Genomic DNA, 24,848 nt, shown 5'->3' on the forward strand with positions numbered 1-24,848 from the left:
TCCTCCTCCCGCGGCGGCCCGCCTCCCGACCCGTCCGCCTCCCGACCCGCAGCACAGGAGATGTCTCCCGCCATGGCCACGTCGTCCGACAAGGCGCAGTCCGACAACACGATCGACGCCAAGCTCCTTCTCAAGACGCTTCAGTCCATCCGCAAGGGGGACTTCCAGGCCCGCATGCCCGAGGACCGCACCGGGACCACGGGGAAGATCTACGACACGCTCAACGAGGTCATCAGCCTCAACGAAGCGCTGACGAACGAGGTCGCGCGCATCAGCCAGGTGGTGGGCCGCGAGGGCCGCATCGCCCAGCGCGCCTCGCTCCCCAACGCCGTGGGTGGCTGGCAGTCGTGCCTGGAGGCGATCAACTCCCTCATCACCGACCTGGCCCTGCCCACCACCGAGGTGGCGCGCGTCATCGGCGCCGTGGCCAAGGGCGACCTGACCCAGACGATGGCGCTGGACTTCGAGGATCGTCCCCTCCGCGGCGAGTTCCTGCGCACCGCCCAGGTCATCAACAGCACCGTGACCCAGCTCTCCTCGTTCGCCTCGGAAGTGACGCGCGTGGCGCGCGAGGTGGGCACGGAAGGAAAGCTCGGCGGCCAGGCCGTGCTGCGCGGCGTGTCCGGCACCTGGAAGGAGCTCACCGACAGCGTGAACCTGATGGCGAGCAACCTCACCGCCCAGGTGCGCAACATCGCCGAGGTGACCACCGCCGTCGCCAACGGCAACCTGTCCAAGAAGATCACCGTGGACGTGCGCGGTGAGATGGCCGAGCTCAAGCAGACCATCAACACGATGGTGGACAACCTCAACACCTTCTCGGGCGAGGTGACGCGCGTGGCCCGCGAGGTGGGTACCGAGGGCAAGCTGGGCGGTCAGGCCCAGGTGAAGGGCGTGAGCGGCACGTGGAAGGACCTCACGGACAACGTGAACTCCATGGCCAGCGGCCTCACCGCCCAGGTGCGTGACATCGCCAAGGTGGCCACCGCGGTGGCCAACGGCGACCTCGGCCAGAAGGTCACCGTGGACGTGAAGGGGGAAATCCTCGAGCTGAAGAACACCATCAACAAGATGGTGGACAACCTCAACACCTTCTCCATCGAGGTGACGCGCGTCGCCCGCGAGGTGGGCACCGAGGGCAAGCTCGGTGGCCAGGCGCAGGTGAAGGACGTCGCCGGCACCTGGAAGGACCTCACGGACAACGTGAACCAGATGGCCGGCAACCTCACCGCCCAGGTGCGTGACATCGCGGATGTCACCACGGCGGTGGCCCGGGGCGACCTGAGCAAGAAGGTCACCGTGGACGTGAAGGGGGAAATCCTCGCCCTGAAGAACACCATCAACACGATGGTGGATCAGCTCTCCTCGTTCGCCTCGGAAGTGACCCGCGTCGCCAAGGAAGTGGGCACCGAGGGCAAGCTCGGCGGCCAGGCCCGCGTGGAAGGCGTGGCCGGCACGTGGAAGGACCTCACGGACAACGTGAACTCCATGGCCAGCGGCCTCACCGCCCAGGTGCGTGACATCGCCAAGGTGGCCACCGCGGTGGCCAACGGTGACCTCGGCCAGAAGGTCACCGTGGATGTGCGCGGTGAGATCCTCGAACTGAAGAACACCATCAACAAGATGGTGGACAACCTCAACACCTTCTCCTTCGAGGTGACGCGCGTCGCCCGCGAGGTGGGCACCGAGGGCAAGCTCGGCGGTCAGGCGCAGGTGAAGGATGTCGCCGGCACGTGGAAGGACCTCACGGACAACGTGAACCAGATGGCCGGCAACCTCACCGCCCAGGTGCGCAACATCGCCGAGGTGACCACGGCGGTGGCTCGCGGTGACCTGTCCAAGAAGATCACCGTGGACGTGAAGGGGGAAATCCTCGCCCTGAAGAACACCATCAACACGATGGTGGACCAGCTCTCCTCGTTCGCCTCGGAAGTGACCCGCGTCGCCAAGGAGGTGGGCACGGAAGGCAAGCTGGGTGGACAGGCGCAGGTCGAGGGTGTGGCCGGTACGTGGAAGGACCTCACGGACAACGTGAACTCCATGGCCAGTGGCCTCACCGCCCAGGTGCGTGACATCGCCAAGGTCACCACAGCGGTGGCCAACGGCGACATGTCCAAGAAGATCTCCGTGGACGTGAAGGGGGAGATCCTCGAGCTGAAGAACACCATCAACACCATGGTGGACAACCTCAACACCTTCGCCTCGGAAGTGACCCGCGTGGCGCGCGAGGTGGGCACGGAGGGCAAGCTCGGTGGTCAGGCCCAGGTGAAGGGCGTGAGCGGCACGTGGAAGGACCTCACCGACAACGTGAACTCCATGGCCAGTGGCCTCACCGCCCAGGTGCGCAACATCGCCGAGGTGACCACCGCCGTCGCCAATGGTGACCTGAGCAAGAAGATCACCGTGGATGTGCGCGGGGAGATCCTCGAGCTGAAGAACACCATCAACACCATGGTGGACAACCTCAACACCTTCGCCTCGGAAGTGACCCGCGTCGCGAAGGAAGTGGGTACGGAAGGAAAGCTGGGCGGCCAGGCCCAGGTGAAGGGCGTGAGTGGCACCTGGAAGGACCTCACGGACAACGTGAACTCCATGGCCAGCAACCTCACCGCCCAGGTGCGCAACATCGCCGAGGTGACCACCGCCGTCGCCAATGGCGACATGTCCAAGAAGATCACCGTGGACGTGAAGGGGGAAATCCTCGAGCTGAAGAACACCATCAACACCATGGTGGATCAGCTCTCCTCGTTCGCTTCCGAAGTGACGCGCGTCGCCCGCGAGGTGGGTACGGAAGGAAAGCTGGGCGGCCAGGCCCAGGTGAAGGGCGTGAGTGGCACGTGGAAGGACCTCACGGACAACGTGAACTCCATGGCCAGCAACCTCACCGCCCAGGTGCGTGACATCGCCAAGGTCACCACCGCGGTCGCCATGGGTGATCTGAGCAAGAAGATCACCGTGGACGTGCAGGGGGAAATCCTCGAGCTGAAGAACACCATCAACACCATGGTGGATCAGCTCTCCTCGTTCGCTTCCGAAGTGACCCGCGTGGCGCGCGAGGTGGGTACGGAAGGAAAGCTCGGCGGTCAGGCGCAGGTGCAGGGCGTCGCCGGCATCTGGAAGGACCTCACGGACAACGTGAACTCCATGGCCAGCAACCTCACCGCCCAGGTGCGAGGCATCGCCACGGTGGTGACGGCGGTCGCCGCGGGTGACCTGAAGCGCAAGCTGGCCCTCGCCGCCAAGGGTGAAATCGCCGCCCTGGCCGACACCATCAACGGGATGATCGACACGCTGGCCACGTTCGCCGACCAGGTGACCACGGTGGCCCGCGAGGTGGGTATCGAAGGAAAGCTGGGCGGTCAGGCCAAGGTGCCCGGCGCGGCCGGCACGTGGCGCGACCTCACGGACAACGTGAACTCCATGGCCGGCTCGCTCACCACCCAGGTGCGCTCGCTCGCCGAGGTGGCCACCGCGGTGGCCAAGGGCGACCTGACGCGCAGCATCTCCGTCGAGGCCCAGGGCGAGATGGCCGCCCTCAAGGACAACATCAACCAGATGATCGCCAATCTGCGTGACACCACGCAGAAGAACACCGAGCAGGACTGGCTCAAGACGAACCTCGCGCGCTTCACCCGCATCCTCCAGGGTCAGCGCGAGCTGGAGACCGTCTCCAAGCTCATCCTCAAGGAGCTGGCGCCCCTGGTGCAGGCCCAGCACGGCGTCTTCTTCCTCATGGACGGCTCGGACAAGACCCAGACGCTCCGGCTGCTGTCCACCTACGCCTACCGGGAGCGCAAGAACCTCGCCAACAACTTCCGCCTGGGCGAGGGCCTCGTCGGCCAGTGCGCCGTGGAGAAGGAGCGCATCCTCCTCACGGACGTGCCGGACGACTACATCCGCATCAACAGCGGGCTGGGCGAGTCCAAGCCGCTCAACATCGTGGTGCTGCCGGTCATCTTCGAGGGCCAGGTGAAGGCGGTCATCGAGCTGGCCTCCTTCTACCGCTTCAGCGAGACGCACCTGTCCTTCCTGGACCAGCTCACCGAGTCCATCGGCATCGTGATCAACACCATCGCCGCGGGCATGCGCACCGAGGAGCTGCTCAAGCAGTCCCAGAGCCTCGCCGACGAGCTGCGCAGCGGTCAGCAGGAGCTCACCGAGACCAACCGTCGCCTGGAGCAGCAGGCCAAGAGCCTCCAGGCCTCCGAGGAGCGCCTCAAGCAGCAGCAGGAGGAGCTGCAACAGACCAACGAGGAGCTCGAGGAGCGCAGCCGCCTCCTGCAGGTGCAGAACATGGAGGTCGAGCGCAAGAACCGCGAGATCGAACAGGCGAAGATGTCCCTGGAGGATCGCGCCCAGCAGCTCGCCCTGTCCTCCAAGTACAAGAACGAGTTCCTGGCCAACATGAGCCACGAGCTGCGCACGCCCCTCAACAGCCTGCTCATCCTCTCCAAGCTCCTGTCGGAGAACGCCGAGGGCAACCTCTCCGGCCGCCAGGTGGAGTTCGCCCAGACGATCCACGGCGCGGGCAGCGACCTGCTCTCGCTCATCAACGACATCCTGGACCTGTCGAAGATCGAGTCCGGGACGATGAGCGTGGACGTGGACGAGGTGTCGCTCGCCAGCCTGAAGGACTTCGTGGAGCGCACCTTCCGGCAGATGGCCGTGGACAAGAAGCTCGGCTTCAAGCTGGAGTTCGCCCAGGCCCTGCCCGCCAACCTCTACACCGATGGGCGCCGGCTGCAGCAGGTCATCAAGAACCTGCTGGCCAACGCCTTCAAGTTCACCGAGGAGGGCCAGGTCATCCTCGACGTGCGTCCGGCCCGCGGTGGCTGGAGCCTGGAGCACCCCATCCTCAACCAGGGTGGCTCGGTGCTCGCCTTCTCCGTCATCGACACGGGCATCGGCATCGCGGAGAACAAGCAGAAGATCATCTTCGAGGCCTTCCAGCAGGCCGATGGCACCACCAGCCGCAAGTACGGCGGTACTGGCCTGGGTCTGTCCATCAGCCGGGAGATCGCCAAGCTGCTGGGCGGTGAAATCAAGGTGGTCAGCGCCCCGGGCAAGGGCAGCACCTTCACGCTCTACGTCCCCCAGACCTACGTCGCCCCCTCGCTCAGCTCGACCCGGCCCGTGCAGCCGAACGGAAACGGCAACGGAAACGGCAACGGCGGCGGCCATGGCAACGGCACCACCCCGAGCCACGGAGGAGGGAGCCTCGGCGCCCGGATGAGCCCGGAGGCGCGGATGCATGCGCTGCGCGCGGAGGTGGAGAACGCGGTTCAGGAGGAAGAGCTGTCACGCGAGGAGGAGGTGGAGGACGACCGGCGCAACCTCCAGCCGGGAGACCGCACGCTGCTCATCGTCGAGGATGACATCGTCTTCGCCCGCATCCTGCTCGGCCTGGTGCGCGAGAAGGGCTTCAAGGGCCTGGTGGCACTGCGCGGCGACACGGGCCTCGCCATGGCACGCCAGTACAAGCCGGACGCCATCACCCTGGACATCGGGCTGCCGGTCATCGACGGGTGGAACCTGCTCGACCGGCTCAAGCATGACAGCCGCACCCGCCACATCCCCGTGCACATCATCTCCGCGAGCGAGGAGGAGCGCAGCCGCGGCCTGAAGCTGGGCGCGCTCGCGGTGCTCCAGAAGCCCGTCACCCGCGAGGCCCTGGGCGAGGCCATGGGCCGGGTGAAGGGCTTCATCGAGCGGCCGGTGAAGAACCTGCTGGTGGTGGAGGACGACCTGCGCCAGCGCGAGAGCATCGTCACCCTCATCGGCAACGGAGACGTGAAGACGACCGCCGTGGGCAGCGGCCACGAGGCGCTCCAGTGCATGCAGGAGAAGTACTTCGACTGCGTGGTGCTGGACCTGGGCCTGCCGGACATGACGGGCCTGCAGCTCATCGACGCCATGAAGAGCCAGGGCCACACCCCGCCCATCATCGTCTACACGGGCAAGGAGCTCACCGAGGAGGAGGAGACGGTCCTCAAGCGCGTCACCGACGCCATCATCATCAAGAGCGTCAAGTCGCCCGAGCAGCTCCTGGACGAAACGGCGCTCTTCCTGCACCGCGTGGAGGCCAACCTCCCCGAGAGCAAGCGGGCGATGATCAAGCAGCTCCACCAGAGCGATCCGGTGCTCGCGGGCAAGAAGGTGCTCGTGGTGGATGACGACGTGCGCAACATCTTCGCCCTCACCAGCGTGCTGGAGCGGCACAAGATGCAGGTGCTCTACGCGGAGAACGGCCGCAAGGGCATTGAGATCATCCGCAACACGCCGGACCTGCACGTGGTGCTCATGGACGTGATGATGCCGGAGATGGACGGCTACGAGACCATGCGCGCCATCCGCCAGGTCAACACCCTGAAGAGCCTGCCCATCATCGCGCTCACGGCCAAGGCCATGAAGGGAGACCGGGAGAAGTGCATCGACGCCGGCGCCAGTGACTACATCACCAAGCCGGTGGAGACCGACCAGCTCATCAGCCTGCTGCGCGTGTGGCTGTTCCGCACCGCGGAGCGTGCCCAGAAGGGATAGTCGGCATGACGGAAGCCAGGCCACGCGCGGAAGGACAAGCCGAGGAAGCTCTCGAGGACATCGAGCTGGATCTCCTCCTCGAGGGCATCCTGCGACGCTATGGCCTGGACTTCCGGGGCTATGCCCGCATGTCCTTGCGGCGGCGGGTGTGGAACATGGTCCATGCCCTGAAGCTGGAGAGCCTCTCCGCGCTCCAGGCCAAGGTGCTGCACGACTCGGCGGCGATGGACATGCTGCTGCAGCACCTGTCGGTGAACACCACCACCATGTTCCGCGACCCCACCTTCTTCCGGGCGTTCCGCGAGCAGGTGGTGCCCCACCTCTTCTCCGCCCCCTTCGTGCGCATCTGGCACGCGGGGTGTTCCACGGGAGAAGAGGTGTACTCGCTCGCCATCCTGCTGCAGGAGGTAGGGCTGTACGAGCGCAGCCGCATCTACGCCACGGACATGAACGTGGCCGTGGTGGAGCGGGCCAAGTCGGGCATCTTCCCGCTGGAGCACATGCGCGAGTACACGTCCAACTACATGCGCGCCGGCGGCACCGCCGCCTTCAGCGACTACTACACGGCCAACTACGATCACGCGATCTTCAAGGCCTCGCTGCGCAAGAACGTCGTTTTCGCGCAGCACAACCTGGTGAGCGACGGCACGTTCAACGAGTTCAACGTGGTGCTCTGCCGCAACGTGCTCATCTACTTCGGCGCGCCCCTGCAGGCACGCGTCCACCGGCTGCTGCACCAGTCCTTGCGCCGCTTCGGAGTGCTGGTGCTGGGACGCGGCGAGACGCTGCGCCACACGGTGCTGGAGAACGACTACGACGAGGTGGACGCCGAGGAGCGCATCTACCGGCGCCGGGCTTGAGGCCGCCCTACTCCACCGGCGCGGGCAGGCGGTACAGCTCGTAGACGTCGTCGTGGTGGAACAGGCCCATGGCCTCGCGCTGCACGATGAGGTACCAGCGCTGCTTGTCCGCCTCGGCCCGCAGCTCCTTGTGCCGCGCCACCCAGCGCGCCCGCTCGGGGCCTCGCGTGCCGGCCAGGGACTGCTCCACCTGCTTCAACTCCTCCAACAACGACTCCACCCGCGTGGCCACCCGCCGGAGCGCGGACGTCTTCTCCTTGCGGATCTCCACCTCGATGGCGAGCGTGCCGCCCACGGAATTGGCATTCGAGGACATGCGAGCCACTTAACGCCCTCCCCGCCCCTCTCGCAACCGTCAGACGCCCGTCAGTGGGGCCCGTCCGCGCGCGGCTCGTCGGGCAGTTGCCGCTCGGCCTGCTGGCGGATGACACGCCGGGTCGCCACCTCTTCCTCCTCCGTCCGCTGACGCCGGCGCACCAGCCCCTGCGACTCGTCCACGAACCAGAAGAGCACCCGGAAGAAGGCGGCGATGACGGTGAGGAGGATGGACGAGAGGAACCAGTTCAGCACCGCTCCCACCCAGCCGCCCACCACCACCCGAATGGGATAGGTGCCCGTGAGCGGTACCAGCACGAAGGCCACGTAGTGCGAGGTGCAATAAGGGCAGGAGACCAGATAGCCGCACAGCTTCTCCTTGCCCCCCAGCCGCTCACGCAGGGGCTCGAAGAGGCGCTCCCGGGTGATGGTCTGGGAGATGCCCATGACCACGGCCGACACCGCGAAGAGCTGGAAGAGGTCCGTCATGCCCCCAAGGGTGGAGATACCTTCGCCGCGGCGCGTCGGACGCCGGAACGATGGGACGATGGGACGCCCACCAGGCAGTTGGGGAAGCCCTCGCCTGGCCCACGTGCTCGCACCTGTTGTCCGAGGGACGAACACACCGGGCCCGGGTGAGCGCTCGCGGGTTTCCCCGGGTGACCCCACTATAACTCGGCACGATGAGCCGAAAGCGCCCCCTGAGCCTGACCCTCGACGAGTTCCTCCCATACCGCCTCTCGGTCGCCGCGAACGTCGTCAGCCAGAGGATCGCACGCGTGTACACGGAGCAATACGGCCTGAGTACGCAGGAGTGGCGGCTCATCGCGGTGCTCGGGGAAGAGGGCGATCGCACGCAGCTCGAGCTCGTCAGGCGCACGCGGATGGAGAAGGTCCCCGTGAGCCGCGCCGCGCGCACCCTCGAGGAACGAGGCCTGGTGCGACGCACCACGAGCGAGAGTGACGCACGCTCGCGCCGCTTGTCGCTGACCGCCGCGGGCCGCCGCATCTACGAGCGCGTGGCCCCCGCGGCGCTCGAGGCCGAGGCAGAGGTACTCGCCGACCTCGAGCCCGGCGAACGGGCGGTGCTGCGCTCGCTGCTCGAACGTGTCGAGCGCACCGCGAACCGCTCCCTGGGGCGGGACCCGTGACCTTGTCAAACTGGTTTCATCCGTTACTATCTGGGCGCCATGGACACCATCCACTACCTCGCGGGCTTCGGGAACGAGCATGCATCGGAGGCCATCTCCGGCGCGCTGCCTGTCGGCCAGAACACGCCGCAGCGCGTCGCGTTCGGCCTCTACGCCGAGCAGATTTCGGGCACGGCCTTCACCGCTCCGCGAGGTGTGAACCGGCGGACGTGGTTCTACCGGCTGAGGCCGAGCGCGACCCATCCGCCGTACCGCCGGACGGAGGCACGCCACCTGCGCAGCGGGCCGTTCGACGAGGTTCCGCCGACGCCCAACCGGCTGCGCTGGAATCCACTGCCGCTGCCGACGGAGCCGACGACGTTCCTCGAGGGGCTGTTCACGATGGGCGGCAATGGCTCGCCCGCCCTCGGTGTGGGCGCGGCGATGCACGTCTACGCCGCGAACGCGTCAATGGTCGACACCGCGTTCTTCAACGCCGACGGGGAGCTGCTCATCGTGCCGCAATCCGGGGCGCTCCGGATCGTGACCGAGATGGGTGTGCTGCGGGTTCCGCCCGGGCACGTGGCCCTCATCCCTCGCGGGGTACGCATGCGCGTGGAGCTGCCGGACGGACCGGTGCGCGGCTACATCTGCGAGAACTACGGCGCGCCGTTCCAGCTCCCCGAGCTGGGCCCCATCGGCTCCAATGGCCTCGCCAATGCGCGGGACTTCCTGGCCCCCACGGCGAGCTACGAGGACGTCGAGCGGCCCACGCGCGTCGTGCAGAAGTTCCAGGGCCACCTCTGGGAGACGACGCTCGATCACTCGCCGTTCGACGTGGTCGCGTGGCATGGCACGCACGTGCCGTACGCGTATGATCTCGCGCGATTCAACACCATCAACACGGTGAGCTTCGATCACCCGGATCCGTCGATCTTCACGGTGCTCACGTCGCCAAGCGAGACGCCGGGGACGGCGAACTGCGACTTCGTGATCTTCCCGCCCCGGTGGATGGTCGCCGAGCACACGTTCCGGCCGCCGTGGTTCCATCGCAACGTGATGAGCGAGATGATGGGGCTGGTCCACGGTGTCTACGACGCCAAGGCGGACCAGTTCGTGCCGGGCGGGGTGTCGCTCCACAACTGCATGAGCGCCCACGGCCCCGACCGGAAGACCTACGAGGAGGCGGTGGCCGCGAACCTCGCGCCGCGGAAGCTCGACAACACGCTCGCCTTCATGTTCGAGACGCGCTGGGTCATCGCGCCGACGAGCGCGGCGATGGAGAGCCCGACACTGCAGTCGGATTACGACGCCTGCTGGGGTGAGTTCCGCAAAGCCCAGGTGCCCGCGAAGGGAGGTTCCGCACCATGAAGCTCGCATCCCTGAACAAGGGGCGGGATGGCCGCCTCGTCGTCGTGTCCAAGGATCTCTCGCGGCAGACGGACGCGTCGTCCGCCGCTCCGACCCTGCAAGCCGCGCTCGACGATTGGGAACGCCATGCGCCGCTGCTGCGCTCGCTCTCGGAGCGGCTGGAGAGCGGTGCGCTCGAGGGCGAGCCCTTCGACCCCGAGCGGTGCGCGGCCCCCCTGCCTCGGGCCTACCAGTGGGCGGACGGCTCGGCCTACGTGAATCACGTCGAGCTGGTGCGCAAGGCGCGCAAGGCGGAGATGCCAGAGTCGTTCTGGACAGACCCGTTGATGTACCAGGGCGGCTCCGATGGCTTCCTCGGCCCACGCCAGCCCATCCCGCTCGCGGACGAGGCCTGGGGTTGCGACATGGAGGGCGAGGTCGTGGTGGTGACCCGCGACGTGCCCCTCGGTGCGACGCGCGAGCAGGCGCTCGGGGCGATCGTACTGGTCGGGCTCGTCAACGACGTGTCGCTGCGCAACCTGATTCCGGGTGAGCTGGCCAAGGGCTTCGGGTTCTTCCAGTCCAAGCCCGCGTCGGCGTTCTCGCCGGTGTTCGTCACCCCCGACGAGCTGGGCACCGCGTGGCGTGACGGCAAGCTGCACCGCCGCCTCGAGGTCTTCCTCGACGGCCAGCCTTTCGGGCGCGCGGACGCGGGTGTCGACATGACGTTCGACTTCGGCACGTTGATCGCCCACGCGGCCAGGACGCGCTCGCTGTGCGCGGGGACGCTCATCGGCTCGGGCACGGTGTCCAACCGTGGGCCCGACGGCGGGCCCGGAACGACCGTGGCGGAAGGCGGCGCGGGCTACTCGTGCATCGCGGAGCTGCGCACGGTCGAGACGCTCCGGAGCGGCGCTCCCAAGACACCGTTCCTGAAGCGTGGCAACCGGGTGCGAATCGAGATGCGGGATGAGGCTGGCACGATCTTCGGGGCCATCGACCAGGTGGTCGGAGACTGAAGCGACGCGCCCCTGGAAAGGCGTCAAGCAATGAGGTCAGTCCCTGTAATATTTGTATATCCCGTATAACTTGAATAGGGTGCGCCTCCTCGCTTGCCGTGGAGGAACCCCCATGTCGTCGCCCGTCACTGGAGTTCTCGCAGCCGCAGCGCTCGCCCTCTCTCCCCTCGTTGCCCAGGCGGCAGCTCCCGCGGAGGAGCCGTCCCGCCCGTCCGTCCTCCTCGCCCGGGTGTCGTTCAAGTCCCGGGTGGATCTGGATCGGCTCGCCGAGACGCTGGATCTCAGCGCCGCGGTGGATCACGAGAAGAAGACCGTGGAGGCGGTGCTCTCGCCCGAGGAGTACGACGCGCTGGTGAAGGAAGGCCGTCGCGTGGAGCTCCTCGAGGAACAGACGCGGCTCCTGAACGAGCCACGCGAGGGGCTGAGGTCCCTGGCCGGCGGTATTCCTGGCTACTCGTGCTACCGCACGGTGGACGAGACCTACGCCGCCATGGCGCAGTTGCCCCTCACCTACCCGAACCTCGCCTCGTGGAATGACATCGGCGACACCTGGGACAAGGTGACGGCGGGGGGCAAGCCGGGAGATGACCTGCGGGTGCTGGTGCTGACGAACAAGGCGCGCTCGGGCCCCAAGGCGCGGTTCTTCCTGATGGGCGGCATCCACGCCCGCGAGTACACGACGGCGGAGCTGGCCACGCGCTTCGCCGAGCAACTCGTGAGCCGCTACGGCACGGACGCGGATGTCACCTGGCTGCTCGACTACGCCGAGCTACACGTGGTGGTGCAGTCCAACCCGGATGGTCGCCGCGTGGCGGAGACGGGCTTGTCCAAGCGGAAGAACACCAACACCACCGAGGGCTCCTGCTCCACGACGACCTACGGAGTGGATCTCAACCGCAACAGCAGCTTCGACTGGGGTGGCTCGGGCGCGAGCAGCAGCGCGTGCAATGAAACCTACCGGGGTCGCTCGGCGACGTCCGAGCCGGAGACGAAGTCGCTGGAGAACTACATCCTCTCCCTCTTCCCGGATCAGCGTGGGCCCGCCACCACGGATCCCGCCCCCGCGGACACCACGGGCCTGATGCTCAGCCTCCACAGCTACGGCGGCTACGTGCTCTATCCATGGTCGGCCATCACCGCGGCGGCGCCGAACGCGACCCAGCTGCGCACCCTGGGGCGCAAGTTCAACTACTTCAATGGCTATCAGGCGTGCCAGGTGAGCACGTGTCTGTACTCGGCCTCGGGCTCCACGGACGCCTTCGCCTATGGGCGGCTCGGTGTCGCGGCGTTCACCTTCGAAATGGGAGGGGCCTTCTTCGAGAGCTGCACCACCTTCGAGAACACCATCGTCCCCAAGAACATGCCGGCCCTCTACTACGCCTTCAAGGCGGCGCGGCGGCCGTACCAGGTGGCGGCGGGCCCGGACTCCATCAACCTCGCGCTGTCGGCGAGCACCGTGGCCCAGGGAACCCCGGTGACGCTCACGGCTCGGGCGGATGACACCCGCTATGGCACCAACGGGGGCACGGAAGGCTCGCAGGCCATCGCCGCCGCGCGCTACTCCATCGATGAGCCGTCGTGGGTGTCGGGGACGCCCACGTTCGCGCTGAGCGCGGTGGACGGCGGCTTCAACAGCACGGCCGAGTCGGTGCAGGCCACGGTCTTCACCTCCGGCCTGGCGCCCGGCCGGCACACGCTCTTCGTGGAGAGCCAGGACACCAGCGGAAACTGGGGCGTGCCCACCGCCATCTTCCTGAACGTGCAGTAGTTCAGCACATGAGCCAGAACGTCTACGACGATCCGGTCTTCTTCGAGGGGTACAGCCAGCTCGCACGCTCCTTGAAGGGCCTCGCTGGAGCGCCGGAATGGCCGGCGCTCCGTGCGCTCCTCCCCGACGTCAAGGACCTTCGGGTCGTCGACCTCGGGTGCGGGTTCGGCTGGTTCTGCCGCTGGGCAAGGGAGAACGGAGCCGCTCACGTGCTCGGACTGGATCTGTCCGCGAAGATGCTCGCTCGCGCGAAGGCCGAAACCTCGGATGGGGCGATCACCTATCAACGGACCGACCTGGAGCAACTGGCGCTCGAGGAAGGATCCTTTGACCTCGCCTTCAGCTCGCTCGCTCTCCACTACGTCGAGGATCTGGGACGGCTCCTCGCGACGGTTCACCGAGGGCTGGCACCCGGCGGATGGTTTGTCTTCTCCATCGAGCATCCCATCTTCATGGCTTCGCGCCGGCCAGAATGGATGACCGACCCGGAGGGGCGCAGAACGTGGCCGGTCGACAGCTATCAGTTGGAGGGGAAGCGCACGACGCACTGGCTGGCGGACGGGGTGGTCAAGCACCACCGGACGCTCGGGACCACGCTGAACGCGCTCCTGAGACAGGGCTTCACCCCGCGGCACGTCGAGGAGTGGGGGCCGACCGACGCGCAGCTCGCGGCGCACCCCGAACTGGTCGAGGAGCGAGACCGTCCCATGTTCCTGCTGATCTCCGCGCAGCGATAGGCGCGTCCCCGTCATACCGGTCCCAGTGGATGTGGCGGGCCTTCCTCTTCGCCGAGGGCGCATTGAGGCCGCCCAGCGTACTATCGGCTCCCGATGCTCCTGCTCATTCCTGGCCCCGTTCAAACCGATCCACGCGTGCGCGCCGCGATGGCCGCCGACATCGCCCCCTGGGACACGGATTTTCGTACTGAATACGCCGCCATCCGCGCCAAGGTGCTCGAGCTCGCGGGGGGCCTCCCGGGCGAGCACGCCACCCTGCCGCTCCAGGGCTCGGGCCATTTCATCGTGGAAGCCGCGCTCCGCACCTTCATCCCCGCGGGTGGGCGCTTCCTGCTGCCCATGAATGGAACCTACGCCGAGCGCATCCACCGCCTCGCCAGCGAGGCCGGGCGCGTGCCCGTGACGATCGAGCTGCCGGACACCCGCCCGGTCACCGCGGCCGAGCTGGACGCGGCCTTCGCCGCTCATCCCGAGGTGACGCACCTGTGCGCCGTGGTCAGCGAGACCGGCAGCGGCATCATCAACGACCCGGAGGTGCTGGGCGCCGCTGCCCGCAGGGCCGGCAAGCGGGTGATCCTCGACGCCGTCAGCGCCTTTGGAGCATGGCCCTTCCGCCTCGCCGATCACCCCGAGGTCGATGCCCTCGTCTTCACGCCCAACAAGTGCCTGGAAGGAATGCCGGGCGTCGGCTTCGCGGTCTGCCCCGTCGAACGCACCCGCGCTCGCCATGGGCAAGCGGGTAGCTGGAGCCTCGACCTCGCGGACGTGCTGCTGAAGGCCGAGCTTACGGGTTCCGGTACCCCGCGCTTCACGCCGGCGGCGCAGGTCCTGCGGGCCTTCGGCGTGGCTCTGCACCTCTATGAGGAAGAGGGAGGCCAGCCCGCGCGCCTCGCCCGCTACCTCGAGAACATGCGCATCCTGCGCGAGGGCATGGAGGCGCTGGGTCTGCGTCCCTACCTGGCGGCGGAGCACCAGGGCCCCATCATCGGCACCTTCCACCAGCCTGGCGGTGGTTTCGAGCTTCAACGCTTCGTGGACGCGCTGAAGCGTCGCGGCGTGCTGATCTCGAACTTCTACAACACGACGGAGCCCACCTTCCGCATTGGCTGCATCGGTACCGTGGCGCCCGACGACATGCGCCACGCCGTGAGAGTCATCGGCGACGTGCTCCGGGAGCTGAACGCCCTACCGCCCGAGCTGGAATCCCAACTCATGGCGCGTCCCGGGTTGCCTCCAGGGGACATCTTGTAGAAAGCCTCACGACGAAGCCCGGTCCCGGGCCTACACCCGGTGGGTGGCCGCACGAACGAAGCGCTCCCTCAGCCACTGATGCGCGGGATCGTGCTGTGCACGGGCATGCCAACCCATCGCGAGATCGAATGGCTGCATGGCGAACGGCAGTGGCAGGAGGTCGAGACCCGACGCGTAGCGTTGGAGGAGCTTGCTGGGGAGCGTGGCGACACAGTCCGTATCAGCGAGGACGAGGGCGACCTGGTTGTAGTTCGGGACGGTGATGGCGACACGGCGCGCCTTGCCATGCCGCGCGAGGGCGTCGTCGACCGCGCTATGAAAACCACCCCCCTGGGAAACCATGACATGACTGAGCTGGCAGTAATCCTCGAGCGTGGGAGCCTTCTCGCCTCTGGGGTGCGCCTTGCGCTGGGCGAAGCAGAACCCGTCGGTGAGCAGGCGGCGGCTCTTGAGCGCATCGGGAATCTTGGTTGAAAGCCCGACGTAGAGGTCGATCTCTCCACGTTCCATCCGGTAGGTCAGATTCTCCTCGACCGGCGCGACGAAGCTGAGACGGATACCGGGTCCACCAAGACCAAGGACATCCCGGGCCACGGCGAGACCGATGGTCGTGAAGATGTTGTCGTTGAGCGCGATCGTGAAATGGCGCTGCGCCTCCTGGGGGTTGAACTCCACGCGGCTCACGACGGCGCTTTGCAGATCGAGCAGCGCCTGGTGCAAGGCCGGCTGCAACTCGAGCGCCCGCGGTGTGGGGGTCATTCCTCGACCCGCCTCCGAAGGAACGAGCAGGGGATCCTTGAACAGCTCACGCAAGCGGCCGAGCTGGGCGGAGAGCGCCGGCTGGCTCACGTTCAACCGGCGCGCCGCACGTGTCACATTCAGCTCCTCGAGCAACACGTCCAGGGAAATGAGCAAGGGCAGGTCCGCCCGCCGGATATCCATCCCGCCTATACCTCCTATAAACACGCGCAACTCACGACGAGCACGGGGCAACCGTATGTATCTCCCACCGGGGTTCGACCGAACCCACGGCATCCCAACAGGAGAAAACATGCGTTTCCATCGATTTCTTCTCGACGGCGTGGTCGCGGCAGCGGCCCTGTTCTCCAGCGCCATGCCACTCACCACCGAGGCGGCACCGCCGGCAGCCGACACCAGCGTTGCCCAGGCGCGAGCACAGGTACCGGGTGTCTACCGCTACCGCGTCGGTGACTTCCAGGTGACCGCGCTGTCCGACGGCACCGTGCCGCAGGACCTGCACGCGCTCCTCAGGGGGGCATCACCCGCGGAGGTCGACAAGATGCTCCACCATGCCTTCCTGAGCAATCCTGTCGAGGCGTCCATCACGGCCTTCCTGATCGATACGGGAAACCGGCTGATCCTGGTCGATACCGGCGCCGGCGGCTTGTTCGGACCGGGCAGTGGCGGCAAGCTCCTCGGCAGCCTCAAGTTGGCGGGCTACGAGCCAGAGCAGATCAACGACATCCTGCTGACGCACATCCACACGGACCACAGTGGCGGCCTCGTCAGCGAGGGCAACCGGGTGTTTCCCAACGCCACGCTGCACGTCGGCAAGCCGGACCTGGACTTCTTCCTCAATCCCGCGAACCAGGGCGGCACCCATGGCTACGACAAGAAGTACTTCGAGGAGGCAGTCAAGACGGTCGGGCCGTACATGCAGGCCGGGAAGGTTCAGGGGTTCACCCGCGAAACCCAGCTCTTCCCTGGCATCAAGGCCATCCCCACGCCCGGCCATACCCCCGGGCACGGTTTCTACCAGGTGGAGAGCCGGGGCGAATCCATCACGTTCATTGGCGACATCGTCCACGTGGCCTCCGTGCAGTTCCCGAACACGGCGATCACGATTGTCTACGACGTCAACCCCAAGGATGCCGCGGCTCAGCGTGAGAAGCAGTTCGCCGTGGCGGCGAGCACTCGCGCCCTGATCGCGGCGCCGCACCTGCCCTATCCGGGGATTGGCCACATCCGCGCGGAGGAGCATGGCTACACGTTCGTCCCGGTGGACTACCGCGATCGCCATCAACCCTGAATGACCGGGCGCGCTCGCTCTACTTCGACACGGTGGACCCGGCGGGGACCAGGATGGACTCGTGGAAGTGTTGATAGAGCCAGCGCCCGTCCCGCTTGACCAGGACGAAGGTGGCGCGAGTGGGCTGCTCCAGCGTGGAGCCCCCCGGTCCAGTCATATAGACCCAATTGTAATGACAGAACGCATACGCCGTGTCGCCATTCAAGAAGACTCGCAGATCCGTGACGTTTCCGCCGTGAACGGTGAAGGGGCTGTTCAGGAAACCCTGGTAGTAGCCTTGCAGGTTCGAGATCCCGAGAATGGGCTGATCCAGTTCCACCGCGACGTATGACACCGGGCTGCGCGTGTCCCAGAGGCCCAGCAGCAGCCCCATGTCTTTTTGGATGAATCCCTTCGCATAGTCCTCGATCGCCCGGAGGATGGCCTGCTCCTCGACCCCCAGAGTGTCCACGTTCATCGACGTCACCGCTCCCTTGCAACACGGCTCCGCGGCCTCGCTGGAACCCTGAAATGCAGTCACGACCATGAGAACGATGATGAACTGAATGGCTCGCATTGATTTTCCCTCTTGGCCGGCTCTGGCTCGCGGATTGAAACGACGTGTCCTGGATGGACCCATTTTCCGGGCGCCCAACCTGACATCGGATGCGCTCACATGCAACTGCCAGAACGATGCCATTGCCCAGGAGGGTGATGCGGCGGCACACCCCTGGTGAAACATCCTGGAATCCCTGAAGGTGTGATTTACTTCACACCTCCCGATGGGAGGGTCAATCCTCCGGGGGAGAGTCAGTACACACCCAGACGTCCATTCCCGACTCCGCATTCCACTGTCCGTGAGCCGAGGCGGGCCCCTTCCCAGACTCCGCGTGTCTCCTACTGGATGACCGTTCCCATCAGGCTCGGAGCAGCAGGGGCTTCGTAATGGAACGAGATGGACTCATGGAAGTGATGATAGAGCCATCGCCCGCCACGCTTGCGGAGTACGAAGGTGGCGCGAGTGGGCTGCTCCAGCACCTGCCCTCCCGCCCTGACGCGGTAGACCCAGTTGAACTGGCAGAAGACATACGCCATGTCACCCTTGAGGAAGATCCGTAGATTCGTGACCTCTCCGCTGTAGACGATGAGGGTGTTCAGGAAACTCTGATAGTAAGCGCGCAATTCCTCCGCCCCGGAGAGGGGCTGATCCAACTCCGCGGCGACATACGACACTCCCTCCGGGGCCCTGTGATCCCAGAGGTTGAGCAACAGCCGCATGTCCTCTCGGATGAAGCCTTCCGCGTAGCCCTCGACAGCCCGGAGGATGGCCCGCTCCTCGACCCCCCCCATCTCCGCTGTCACCGCGGGTGACGACGTGTCACAGCAGGAGTCCGACGCCTTGCTGGAACCCTGGAAACCCATCACGAGAACGAGAACGGAAACAAATGGAATGGTCCGCATGATCCCCTCGAAGCCAGAATAATCAACACACCGAAGTGACAGTTCCTGAATGGTCCTGCCCTATGGCACCCACTCGCGTTCCTGCCTGGATGCGAATGCAATCAATTGCCAGAAGGGTGCCACGCCGCTTCACCGGTCTCGTGGCGCATTCCTCACGGTGGAGTTGCTTGTAATTGCTAGGGATGTGAAGGACTTCACACCCTCCAGGTGGGAGGGTCAGCCCCTCCCCCAGGAGTCAATCTCTACCCGGACGCGAGGGCAGGGAATGAAGGGCAACGCGAAGAGGCGCGGGCAGCTGAAGAGCCCGGTACGAGGGAGCGCCAGGAAAAAGCCGAGCCCTTCGAGAGGAGGGGCTCGGCTGGAATCAAGGGAAGGTCGGCTCCTCCCGCGGCTGGAACATCTCCCGCGAGAAGCTGTTGCCGCATGGACAGGTGTCCGAATGCTGCTCTTCACCCCTGTCCTTGGACGTCGTTGCTCAGGACGCCCCGAGGATGAGCCGGCCGCAACGGTCGCCGATCATCATCGCGGGGGCATTGGTGTTGCCCGAGGTGACGAAGGGCATGATGGCGGCGCTCGCCAGCCGCAATCCCTTGACGCCACGCACGCGCAGTTCCGGGTCCACCACCGACAGCTCATCCGTGCCCATCTTGCACGTACCCACCGAGTGGAAATCGGACTCGGAGTTCCGCCGAAGCGCTTCCACCCACTGCTCGTCGGTAACGACCTCCGGACCGGGGGTGTGCTCCACGTCCTCGACCCAGTCGCGCAGGCCCGGCGCGCCGAGCAACTGGCGGACGAGCTTGTAACCCTCGAGCTGGTTGGAGACGTCCTCCTGCGTGCCCAGGAAGTTCGGATCGATGACGGGAGCGTCCTGGTGGTTGGCCGAGCGCAGCTTCACGGTGCCACGGCTCGTGGGGTGCAGGTTGATGAGACCGAAGGCCAGTGCCTCGGAGGGATAGGATCCCCAGCCGTAGCGCATGTAGTACGTCTGGACCTGGAACTTCGGAGACCCTGGGCGAGGACCCTGGCCCGTGAAGATGTTCACGTCCATGGTGGTGAGATGGGTATCGGGCTCGGGCCGCCGGAGCTTCCTCACCGCCACCGAGACGAGATGGTCATGCAGGTTCTTCCCCACCCCCGCGACCTTCGCCACCACGGGGATGCCATGGGGCTCGAGGTCCACCGGGTCGCCAATGCCCGAGAGCATCAGCAGGTGGGGCGTCTGGATGGTGCCCGCGCAGACGATGACCTCGCGCCGCGCCTCCACGGAGAGCTCGCCGCTGTCGCCATCCAGGATGACGCGCTCGAGCTTCTTCGCGCTGTCGAAGGAGAGTCGCTTCACCCGGGCATTCAGCATCAGCGTGAGTCGGGGATTGGCCAGGTATTGAGACACGAAGGTGGAGAAGGCGTCCTGGCGGATGCCGTCCACCACGTTGAGCTGGCTATAGGTGACACCCAATTGGTCGTCGCCGTTGTAGTCCTCGTTGAAGGGATGGCCGAGACCCACCGCGGCCTGGACGATGGCCTGGGACAGCGCGTTGCGCGCGGTGAGCTCGTTGGAGGGGCGGATGGGACCAGTCAGGGCCTGGAAGGAAGGAAGGACACTCGCGAAGTCCCAGCCACGGCACCCGGCCGCGGCCCAGCCATCGTAGTCGGCCCGGTTGCCGCGCACCCAGACCATGCCGTTGATGGAGCTGCTGCCACCACTCACCCTGCCACAGGAGTAGGACTGGGGCCTGCCGTTCAACGAGGCCTGGGGCTCGGACTTGTAGGCCCAGTCGGTCTCGGCGCCCGGCTGGGTCAACTTGTAGGACTGGGTGAAGTCCCTGATCTCCGGACGATCATGAGTGCCTCCCGCCTCGATGAGGAGGACGCGGGCGTCCGAGTCCGCCAGAAGCCTGGCGGCCAGCGTGCAACCCGCGGAGCCCGCGCCGATGATGATGTAGTCGTAGTCCCGCGAGTCCGAGCACCCGATGAGGGTCGGCATCCCGAGCGCGGCGGTCGAGAGACCGAGCAGCCTCAGCAACTCACGGCGGGAGTACCTGCCCTCGGCCGCCACCTGGAGGAGGTCCTTCATGTCGGAGGTGGAGCGTGTCTTGTTCCTGCTCATCTGATGTCTGCCTTTCCTGGAGTGGACGTGCGTCGGGGTGCTTCGTACTACAAAGAGGGACCCCGCCCCTCGTTGTCACGGCACCAGGAAATCGTAGCCCACCACACGGCGAAGCTGGTCGAGCGCCACGGAGGACGGAAGGGTCCGCATCAGCAGATCCCGCCCCCACCGCGCCACCGGGTTGCGGAGGTACCGGATGGCGCCTGCCCGCCGACTCAGCTCGGAGACGTACGCCGTGCGAGGCCGGCGTCTCGCCTCGTAGGTCCGCAGCGCCCGGACCCGGTCGGAGTCCTCGCGCAGCAGCTTCGCCAGCACCAGGGCATCCTCGACGGCCTGACATGCACCCTGCGCGAGGTCGGTCACCATCGCGTGCGCCGAGTCGCCCAGCAACGTGACCGGGCCCTCTCCCCAGCGCGGCAGCGGCTCCAGGTCGTGGATGTCCGTGCGAACGATGTGGGACTCCGGCGTGGCACGCACCAGGGACTCGACGGGCTCGCACCAGCCCCGGACATGACTCAGCACCGCCTCCTGGTGGCCTCCCTCCGCGTCTCGCCCGCCCTCGGGCGCAGGGACCAGCAGGAACCAATACATCCGCCACATCCCCCCCGGTCCCCGACCGATGTGGGTGATGCCGAAGCGGGCTCCCGGACCGTAGAACTCGAATTGGCCCCCCTCGGGAATCACCTCGGATGCGACATTCACGACCCCGCGCCAGGAGGTCCGGCCGCCGTACCGCGGCCTCACCTCTGGAAGCAGCCGCTGGCGGACAACCGAGCGCAGTCCGTCCGCGCCGATGAGACAGTCACCCCTCACCTGCTGACCATCGGCGAAGGTGACTCGTACCCCCTCATCCTCGACGTGAAAGTCCGTACAGGCGGCGCCCAGCTGAACCACGTCCGGCCCGAGCGCCCGTAGCAGCACCTGCTGGAGCTCCGCGCGGGGCAACCCCACCGTTGGCTGCCCCATCTCCCGGCACAGCGCCTCCAGCGACAGGCGGGAGAGGACCTTGCCATCCCACCGGTGTATCACCGTCTCACGCCACGAGGCCCCCACGCCGGCCACCTCCCGAGCCAGGCCCAGCGCCTCGAATGCCCTCATGGCGTTCGGCCAGAGCGACAGCCCGGCACCGAGCGGCCGATAGGCCTCGGCCCGCTCGTACACCGCGACCTCGAGGCCGGCTTGCCGGAGCGCGATGGCGGCACACAGCCCACCAATACCCCCACCGATGATGACGACTCCGCGTGAAGGCATGATGCCCTCCCCCTTGCATCGAGGACGGGCTCCGGAGCGCGGACACGACCCGATGACCGCGCATCCACCGTCCCACCGACGTACTCACGATGGTCCGCGGCGGAGCGGTGGGTGTCAACGCCGTTGTTTCGAGATCAGTTCAACGGGCAGAAGACGATGTCGAAGTCCTCGGCGTTGCACGCCGCCATCACCGAGTCATCGCCCGACCACGAGTACGACTGCGAGCACATCGCGTCGAAGTACCTCGCCACGACGCTGTTGGGGTTGTCGCGGTCGCGGCTCACGCAGGAGATGATCTGGCCGGCGGCGTTGCGCAGCTGGCCCTCCGCGGGGCAATTCGCCAGCATGTCCATCGGGCAGCTGCGCGTCTGGCCCGTGCAGGTCGTCCCACCCGCCAGATCGTAGGGAATGATCTTCAGGGGGAGGTTGTGGGCATCCACGTGGCTGAGATTGAACCAATCCCAGCTGTTGTAGGAATAGAACACCTCGTTGAAGCCGAACTCCGCCAGCGAGTGATGCTCGAAGCCCGGGTCCTCGCCCTTGCGGAAGCCCCAGTAGCGCTTGGTCAGCATCATGTCCGTGACGGAGCCGATGGTCCGGCACGCCTCCTGGCCCGAGTTCAGGTCTCCCCCGGTGATGTTGTTGCCAGCGAAGGTGACCGGGAAGGAGCACCGGTTGATGAAGCGCAGGCTCGTCTTCCCATCATTGGTGCCCAGACACCCCTTGCCCGAGGACGGAGGCGGAGTAGTGCCGCCATCCACCCGGTCGAAGGTGAAGAGCTGGTTGGCGGCGCCGGTATAGGTATACTGGACATACTCCGTGCCGTTGTCCGCCGAACCCCAGTACAGATCGATGGCCAGGTTCGTGTGGCGCGGATGGAAGCTGAACTGGTTGTTGCCCCGGCTCACGAACTTGAATTGCTGGTTGGCCCCGCCAACGTACGACCACTGATGCACCTTGGCGTTCAACGCGGTGCTGACGTCGATGATGTCGAGCCCCTTGCCGCTGGCGAGGTTGATGATCTTCCAGTACCCGTCCGACGTCGGGGAGATGTGGAACTTCTGCGCGTTGCTGCCATTGCAGTCGTACTGCTGCACCTTGGCGCCATCCGCGGTGCTCCCCGAGGCCACGTCGACACACTTGTTCGTCATGACGGAGCGGATGACATAGTCCCCCTCCGTGATGCTCGACACGATGGCCTCGCGCTCGAGCTGCCCGGCCTGCTCGGCGGTCTCCACCTCGGCGACATTGCATCCACCCACTCCCGCCAGGACGCTCAACAGGGACACACAACGAAACGCCGTCTTTCGCGACATGATGTTCTCCTCGTGAGGGAAGAAAGGGGGTTGTTCCCTCTCGCGGCCGCTCCAAAGCAACCTCCATGCCGTTTTCCTGATTTTTCATTATTTCATGTTTTAACGTTTTCATGGCCTGGTCTGTGTCGCGCACGAGACGGTTATCATTGCCTCCTGATGACACGAGTCACCACCCCTGATGACACGAGCCACCAGGGGACTCAGGCAGGAGGCTCCACTCTCGATTCAATTTTATTCGTGGGCTGCATGCGCGAGGCCGCGGTGGCTCACCGTGCGGCCCTCGCGCACCATCCCGAGGTGGCCTCACCTTCGCAAGGCCCCCCGTATTACCGTCTAAAAGGAGTTTTCAGCATGTACCGGTTCATTGTTGGAATGGGAGTCCTCACGCTGTTGGGGGTAGCACCCGAAGCGCACGCCAGACGCGCGCCGGAGACGCTGACGATCTCGGGCAAGCAGCTCTTGCTCAATGGCCAGCCGTTCATCGCCAAGGGCGTCAACTACCAGCCCGTGCCCCGAACAGGCCCGCGCAACTGGCCCGATGACTGGACCATGAACCGGGCCGTGGTGTTCAGCGACATGGCCAAGATGAAGGAGATGGGCGTCAACCTCATCCGCTCCAGCACTGACGTCCGCCCAGTAGGGTGCACCTGCTCGGGGGTGACGCGAGCCTGCGCGTGAGCGATGGAGACGCTCGCCACGTGTGCGCGCTACCGAACGCGAGGCGCGGAAACGCAGCCTCGTCCCTGAACCGGCACAGTCCCCCATGCAACGTTGCTCCACGCGAAAGCAGGAGGAGCTGAACATGGCTGACGGGTCAGCTCGGCTGACAGCCGCGACTGACCGTCAAAGCGTCCATTTCACCACGGCCGCCGCGACGGGGCGGTGATCAGACAACCCGTGATGGTCGAGCACGCGCAAGTCACTGAGCTCCGCGCCGTGGACCAGCAGGTGGTCGATGTCGGCGCCGCCAGTCCCGCCCTCCGCGGGGCGCGTGCGCGGCGAGTCGGGAGGCAGCGCGCCCACCACCACGTCCGCGCCGAACGCGCGCACCAGCACCTCGCGCTCGGCATTGAAGTCACCACCGATGCAGACGGGCGCGCTCGACGCGTGGAACAACTCCCGCAGCGCGGCCAACTGCGCCTCGCCCTTCGGTCCCCAGCTCACGTGCGTGCTGGCGACGACCAGCCCCGAGGGCACGGTGACCGCGAGCACGCCCTTGCCGGGGTCGCCCTCGAAGGTCCGCGCACGGAACACCGTCGAACCTTCGGGTGCGATGACCACCAGATGCTCTCTCAGGTCGCGCATCGGCGCACCGGGCCGCTTCTGCCTCGGCACGCGCGGGTACGGGTGGTTGAGCACGGCCCACATCGGCAGGTGGCCGCGCAGGGACTCGAGTACGTCGCCACTCACCTCCTGCAACAACACGGCCTCGAAGCCGTCGACGCGCAAGGCCTTCGACACGAGGTCGACGACGCGACGCACGCGCTCGAGCTCATCGCGCCAGCGGTGAATGGCCGGCTCGCCGTGGTTCTCGGCGTGCACACGGTGGAGGACGTTCCAGGTCAGCACCTTCACGACTACCACTCTAGCAGAACCCGCCTTCCCCGGCCCGTCCATCTCACGAGAGGACCTCGGCCATTTTCTCGCCGTCCCGAAGTCAGCATGCAGCCGTCAAGACATCATGCGAACCGTCGCCCGCGGTACCGGAAAG

General features: G+C 66.3%; 19 protein-coding genes. 10 read left to right on the forward strand and 9 right to left on the reverse strand.

From position 1 onward, the window contains the following. The first annotated feature begins 72 nt into the window (after positions 1 to 72). A complete protein-coding gene (locus CYFUS_RS37505) occupies positions 73 to 6,540 on the forward strand; it encodes a HAMP domain-containing protein (RefSeq protein ID WP_095989567.1) in 6,468 nt (2,155 codons plus the stop codon). Between the two features lie 5 nt (positions 6,541 to 6,545). After that, positions 6,546 to 7,400 (forward strand): CheR family methyltransferase, encoded by an 855-nt coding sequence (locus CYFUS_RS37510; RefSeq protein WP_095989568.1) that lies wholly within the window; start codon positions 6,546 to 6,548, stop codon positions 7,398 to 7,400. A 7-nt stretch (positions 7,401 to 7,407) separates the two neighbouring features. On the opposite strand, the gene CYFUS_RS37515 is transcribed toward CYFUS_RS37510, so the two are convergent. Together CYFUS_RS37515 and CYFUS_RS37520 are read right to left on the reverse strand one after the other, a co-directional pair. After that, on the reverse strand, positions 7,408 to 7,716 hold the full coding sequence (locus CYFUS_RS37515; protein WP_095989569.1) for a hypothetical protein: 309 nt from the start codon (positions 7,714 to 7,716) through the stop codon (positions 7,408 to 7,410). A 50-nt stretch (positions 7,717 to 7,766) separates the two neighbouring features. Further along, complete coding sequence (locus CYFUS_RS37520; RefSeq protein ID WP_095989570.1) at positions 7,767 to 8,204, reverse strand: hypothetical protein; 438 nt, start codon at positions 8,202 to 8,204, stop codon at positions 7,767 to 7,769. A 194-nt stretch (positions 8,205 to 8,398) separates the two neighbouring features. Between CYFUS_RS37520 and CYFUS_RS37525 the strand changes: the two genes are divergently transcribed. From CYFUS_RS37525 to CYFUS_RS37550, 6 genes are all read left to right on the forward strand, one after another. After that, positions 8,399 to 8,866 carry a MarR family winged helix-turn-helix transcriptional regulator gene (locus CYFUS_RS37525; protein ID WP_232537024.1) on the forward strand — a complete coding sequence of 156 codons (468 nt, stop codon included), beginning with the start codon at positions 8,399 to 8,401 and terminating at the stop codon, positions 8,864 to 8,866. Between the two features lie 39 nt (positions 8,867 to 8,905). Continuing rightward, positions 8,906 to 10,216 carry a homogentisate 1,2-dioxygenase gene (hmgA, locus tag CYFUS_RS37530; RefSeq protein WP_095989571.1) on the forward strand — a complete coding sequence of 437 codons (1,311 nt, stop codon included), beginning with the start codon at positions 8,906 to 8,908 and terminating at the stop codon, positions 10,214 to 10,216. Further along, positions 10,213 to 11,214 carry a fumarylacetoacetate hydrolase family protein gene (locus CYFUS_RS37535; protein WP_095989572.1) on the forward strand — a complete coding sequence of 334 codons (1,002 nt, stop codon included), beginning with the start codon at positions 10,213 to 10,215 and terminating at the stop codon, positions 11,212 to 11,214. The genes hmgA and CYFUS_RS37535 overlap by 4 nt, the downstream gene beginning before the upstream one ends. Before the next feature lie 112 nt (positions 11,215 to 11,326). Further along, complete coding sequence (locus CYFUS_RS37540) at positions 11,327 to 12,982, forward strand: M14 family metallopeptidase (protein ID WP_095989573.1); 1,656 nt, start codon at positions 11,327 to 11,329, stop codon at positions 12,980 to 12,982. 8 nt (positions 12,983 to 12,990) lie between these two features. After that, the gene (locus CYFUS_RS37545) at positions 12,991 to 13,719 is read left to right on the forward strand and encodes a class I SAM-dependent methyltransferase (RefSeq protein WP_095989574.1); all 729 of its coding nucleotides are present in this window, start codon (positions 12,991 to 12,993) and stop codon (positions 13,717 to 13,719) included. Between the two features lie 93 nt (positions 13,720 to 13,812). Next, the gene (locus CYFUS_RS37550; RefSeq protein WP_095989575.1) at positions 13,813 to 14,970 is read left to right on the forward strand and encodes a 2-aminoethylphosphonate--pyruvate transaminase; all 1,158 of its coding nucleotides are present in this window, start codon (positions 13,813 to 13,815) and stop codon (positions 14,968 to 14,970) included. Between the two features lie 30 nt (positions 14,971 to 15,000). Here the strand turns inward: CYFUS_RS37550 and CYFUS_RS37555 are convergent, their stop codons facing one another. Further along, the gene (locus tag CYFUS_RS37555; protein ID WP_095989576.1) at positions 15,001 to 15,912 is read right to left on the reverse strand and encodes a LysR family transcriptional regulator; all 912 of its coding nucleotides are present in this window, start codon (positions 15,910 to 15,912) and stop codon (positions 15,001 to 15,003) included. A gap of 109 nt (positions 15,913 to 16,021) precedes the next feature. On the opposite strand from CYFUS_RS37555, the gene CYFUS_RS37560 reads away from it, so the two are divergent. Further along, a complete protein-coding gene (locus CYFUS_RS37560; RefSeq protein ID WP_095989577.1) occupies positions 16,022 to 17,020 on the forward strand; it encodes an MBL fold metallo-hydrolase in 999 nt (332 codons plus the stop codon). Positions 17,021 to 17,039: 19 nt separating this feature from the next. Here the strand turns inward: CYFUS_RS37560 and CYFUS_RS37565 are convergent, their stop codons facing one another. From CYFUS_RS37565 to CYFUS_RS37585, 5 genes are all read right to left on the reverse strand, one after another. Next, positions 17,040 to 17,477 (reverse strand): YybH family protein, encoded by a 438-nt coding sequence (locus CYFUS_RS37565; protein ID WP_232537026.1) that lies wholly within the window; start codon positions 17,475 to 17,477, stop codon positions 17,040 to 17,042. A 419-nt stretch (positions 17,478 to 17,896) separates the two neighbouring features. After that, positions 17,897 to 18,460 carry a YybH family protein gene (locus tag CYFUS_RS37570; RefSeq protein WP_232537027.1) on the reverse strand — a complete coding sequence of 188 codons (564 nt, stop codon included), beginning with the start codon at positions 18,458 to 18,460 and terminating at the stop codon, positions 17,897 to 17,899. Between the two features lie 475 nt (positions 18,461 to 18,935). Next, the gene (locus tag CYFUS_RS37575; protein ID WP_095989579.1) at positions 18,936 to 20,570 is read right to left on the reverse strand and encodes a GMC family oxidoreductase; all 1,635 of its coding nucleotides are present in this window, start codon (positions 20,568 to 20,570) and stop codon (positions 18,936 to 18,938) included. 75 nt (positions 20,571 to 20,645) lie between these two features. After that, positions 20,646 to 21,821 carry an FAD-dependent monooxygenase gene (locus CYFUS_RS37580; RefSeq protein ID WP_095989580.1) on the reverse strand — a complete coding sequence of 392 codons (1,176 nt, stop codon included), beginning with the start codon at positions 21,819 to 21,821 and terminating at the stop codon, positions 20,646 to 20,648. A gap of 134 nt (positions 21,822 to 21,955) precedes the next feature. Continuing rightward, complete coding sequence (locus CYFUS_RS37585; RefSeq protein ID WP_095989581.1) at positions 21,956 to 23,137, reverse strand: RICIN domain-containing protein; 1,182 nt, start codon at positions 23,135 to 23,137, stop codon at positions 21,956 to 21,958. Between the two features lie 351 nt (positions 23,138 to 23,488). Here CYFUS_RS37585 and CYFUS_RS37590 point away from each other — a divergent pair, with 351 nt between their 5' ends. Further along, positions 23,489 to 23,815: a hypothetical protein gene (locus tag CYFUS_RS37590; protein ID WP_232537028.1), complete on the forward strand. Its 327-nt coding sequence runs from the start codon at positions 23,489 to 23,491 to the stop codon at positions 23,813 to 23,815. Between the two features lie 165 nt (positions 23,816 to 23,980). Here CYFUS_RS37590 and CYFUS_RS37595 read toward each other — a convergent pair whose 3' ends face one another. Then, positions 23,981 to 24,712, reverse strand: coding sequence for an endonuclease/exonuclease/phosphatase family protein (locus CYFUS_RS37595; protein ID WP_095989582.1), 732 nt, complete (start codon positions 24,710 to 24,712; stop codon positions 23,981 to 23,983). Positions 24,713 to 24,848 lie beyond the last annotated feature (136 nt).

The organism is Cystobacter fuscus (genome assembly GCF_002305875.1).
Lineage (GTDB): Bacteria > Myxococcota > Myxococcia > Myxococcales > Myxococcaceae > Cystobacter > Cystobacter fuscus_A.

Bases quoted from the DNA above. Each gene is read 5' to 3' on its own strand.
- CYFUS_RS37505 (WP_095989567.1), top strand. From the start codon at position 73: ATGGCCACGTCGTCCGACAAGGCGCAGTCCGACAACACGATCGACGCC.
- CYFUS_RS37510 (WP_095989568.1), top strand. From the start codon at position 6,546: ATGACGGAAGCCAGGCCACGCGCGGAAGGACAAGCCGAGGAAGCTCTC.
- CYFUS_RS37515 (WP_095989569.1), bottom strand. From the start codon at position 7,716: ATGTCCTCGAATGCCAATTCCGTGGGCGGCACGCTCGCCATCGAGGTG.
- CYFUS_RS37520 (WP_095989570.1), bottom strand. From the start codon at position 8,204: ATGACGGACCTCTTCCAGCTCTTCGCGGTGTCGGCCGTGGTCATGGGC.
- CYFUS_RS37525 (WP_232537024.1), top strand. From the start codon at position 8,399: ATGAGCCGAAAGCGCCCCCTGAGCCTGACCCTCGACGAGTTCCTCCCA.
- hmgA (WP_095989571.1), top strand. From the start codon at position 8,906: ATGGACACCATCCACTACCTCGCGGGCTTCGGGAACGAGCATGCATCG.
- CYFUS_RS37535 (WP_095989572.1), top strand. From the start codon at position 10,213: ATGAAGCTCGCATCCCTGAACAAGGGGCGGGATGGCCGCCTCGTCGTC.
- CYFUS_RS37540 (WP_095989573.1), top strand. From the start codon at position 11,327: ATGTCGTCGCCCGTCACTGGAGTTCTCGCAGCCGCAGCGCTCGCCCTC.
- CYFUS_RS37545 (WP_095989574.1), top strand. From the start codon at position 12,991: ATGAGCCAGAACGTCTACGACGATCCGGTCTTCTTCGAGGGGTACAGC.
- CYFUS_RS37550 (WP_095989575.1), top strand. From the start codon at position 13,813: ATGCTCCTGCTCATTCCTGGCCCCGTTCAAACCGATCCACGCGTGCGC.
- CYFUS_RS37555 (WP_095989576.1), bottom strand. From the start codon at position 15,912: ATGGATATCCGGCGGGCGGACCTGCCCTTGCTCATTTCCCTGGACGTG.
- CYFUS_RS37560 (WP_095989577.1), top strand. From the start codon at position 16,022: ATGCGTTTCCATCGATTTCTTCTCGACGGCGTGGTCGCGGCAGCGGCC.
- CYFUS_RS37565 (WP_232537026.1), bottom strand. From the start codon at position 17,477: ATGAACGTGGACACTCTGGGGGTCGAGGAGCAGGCCATCCTCCGGGCG.
- CYFUS_RS37570 (WP_232537027.1), bottom strand. From the start codon at position 18,460: ATGCGGACCATTCCATTTGTTTCCGTTCTCGTTCTCGTGATGGGTTTC.
- CYFUS_RS37575 (WP_095989579.1), bottom strand. From the start codon at position 20,570: ATGAGCAGGAACAAGACACGCTCCACCTCCGACATGAAGGACCTCCTC.
- CYFUS_RS37580 (WP_095989580.1), bottom strand. From the start codon at position 21,821: ATGCCTTCACGCGGAGTCGTCATCATCGGTGGGGGTATTGGTGGGCTG.
- CYFUS_RS37585 (WP_095989581.1), bottom strand. From the start codon at position 23,137: ATGTCGCGAAAGACGGCGTTTCGTTGTGTGTCCCTGTTGAGCGTCCTG.
- CYFUS_RS37590 (WP_232537028.1), top strand. From the start codon at position 23,489: ATGTACCGGTTCATTGTTGGAATGGGAGTCCTCACGCTGTTGGGGGTA.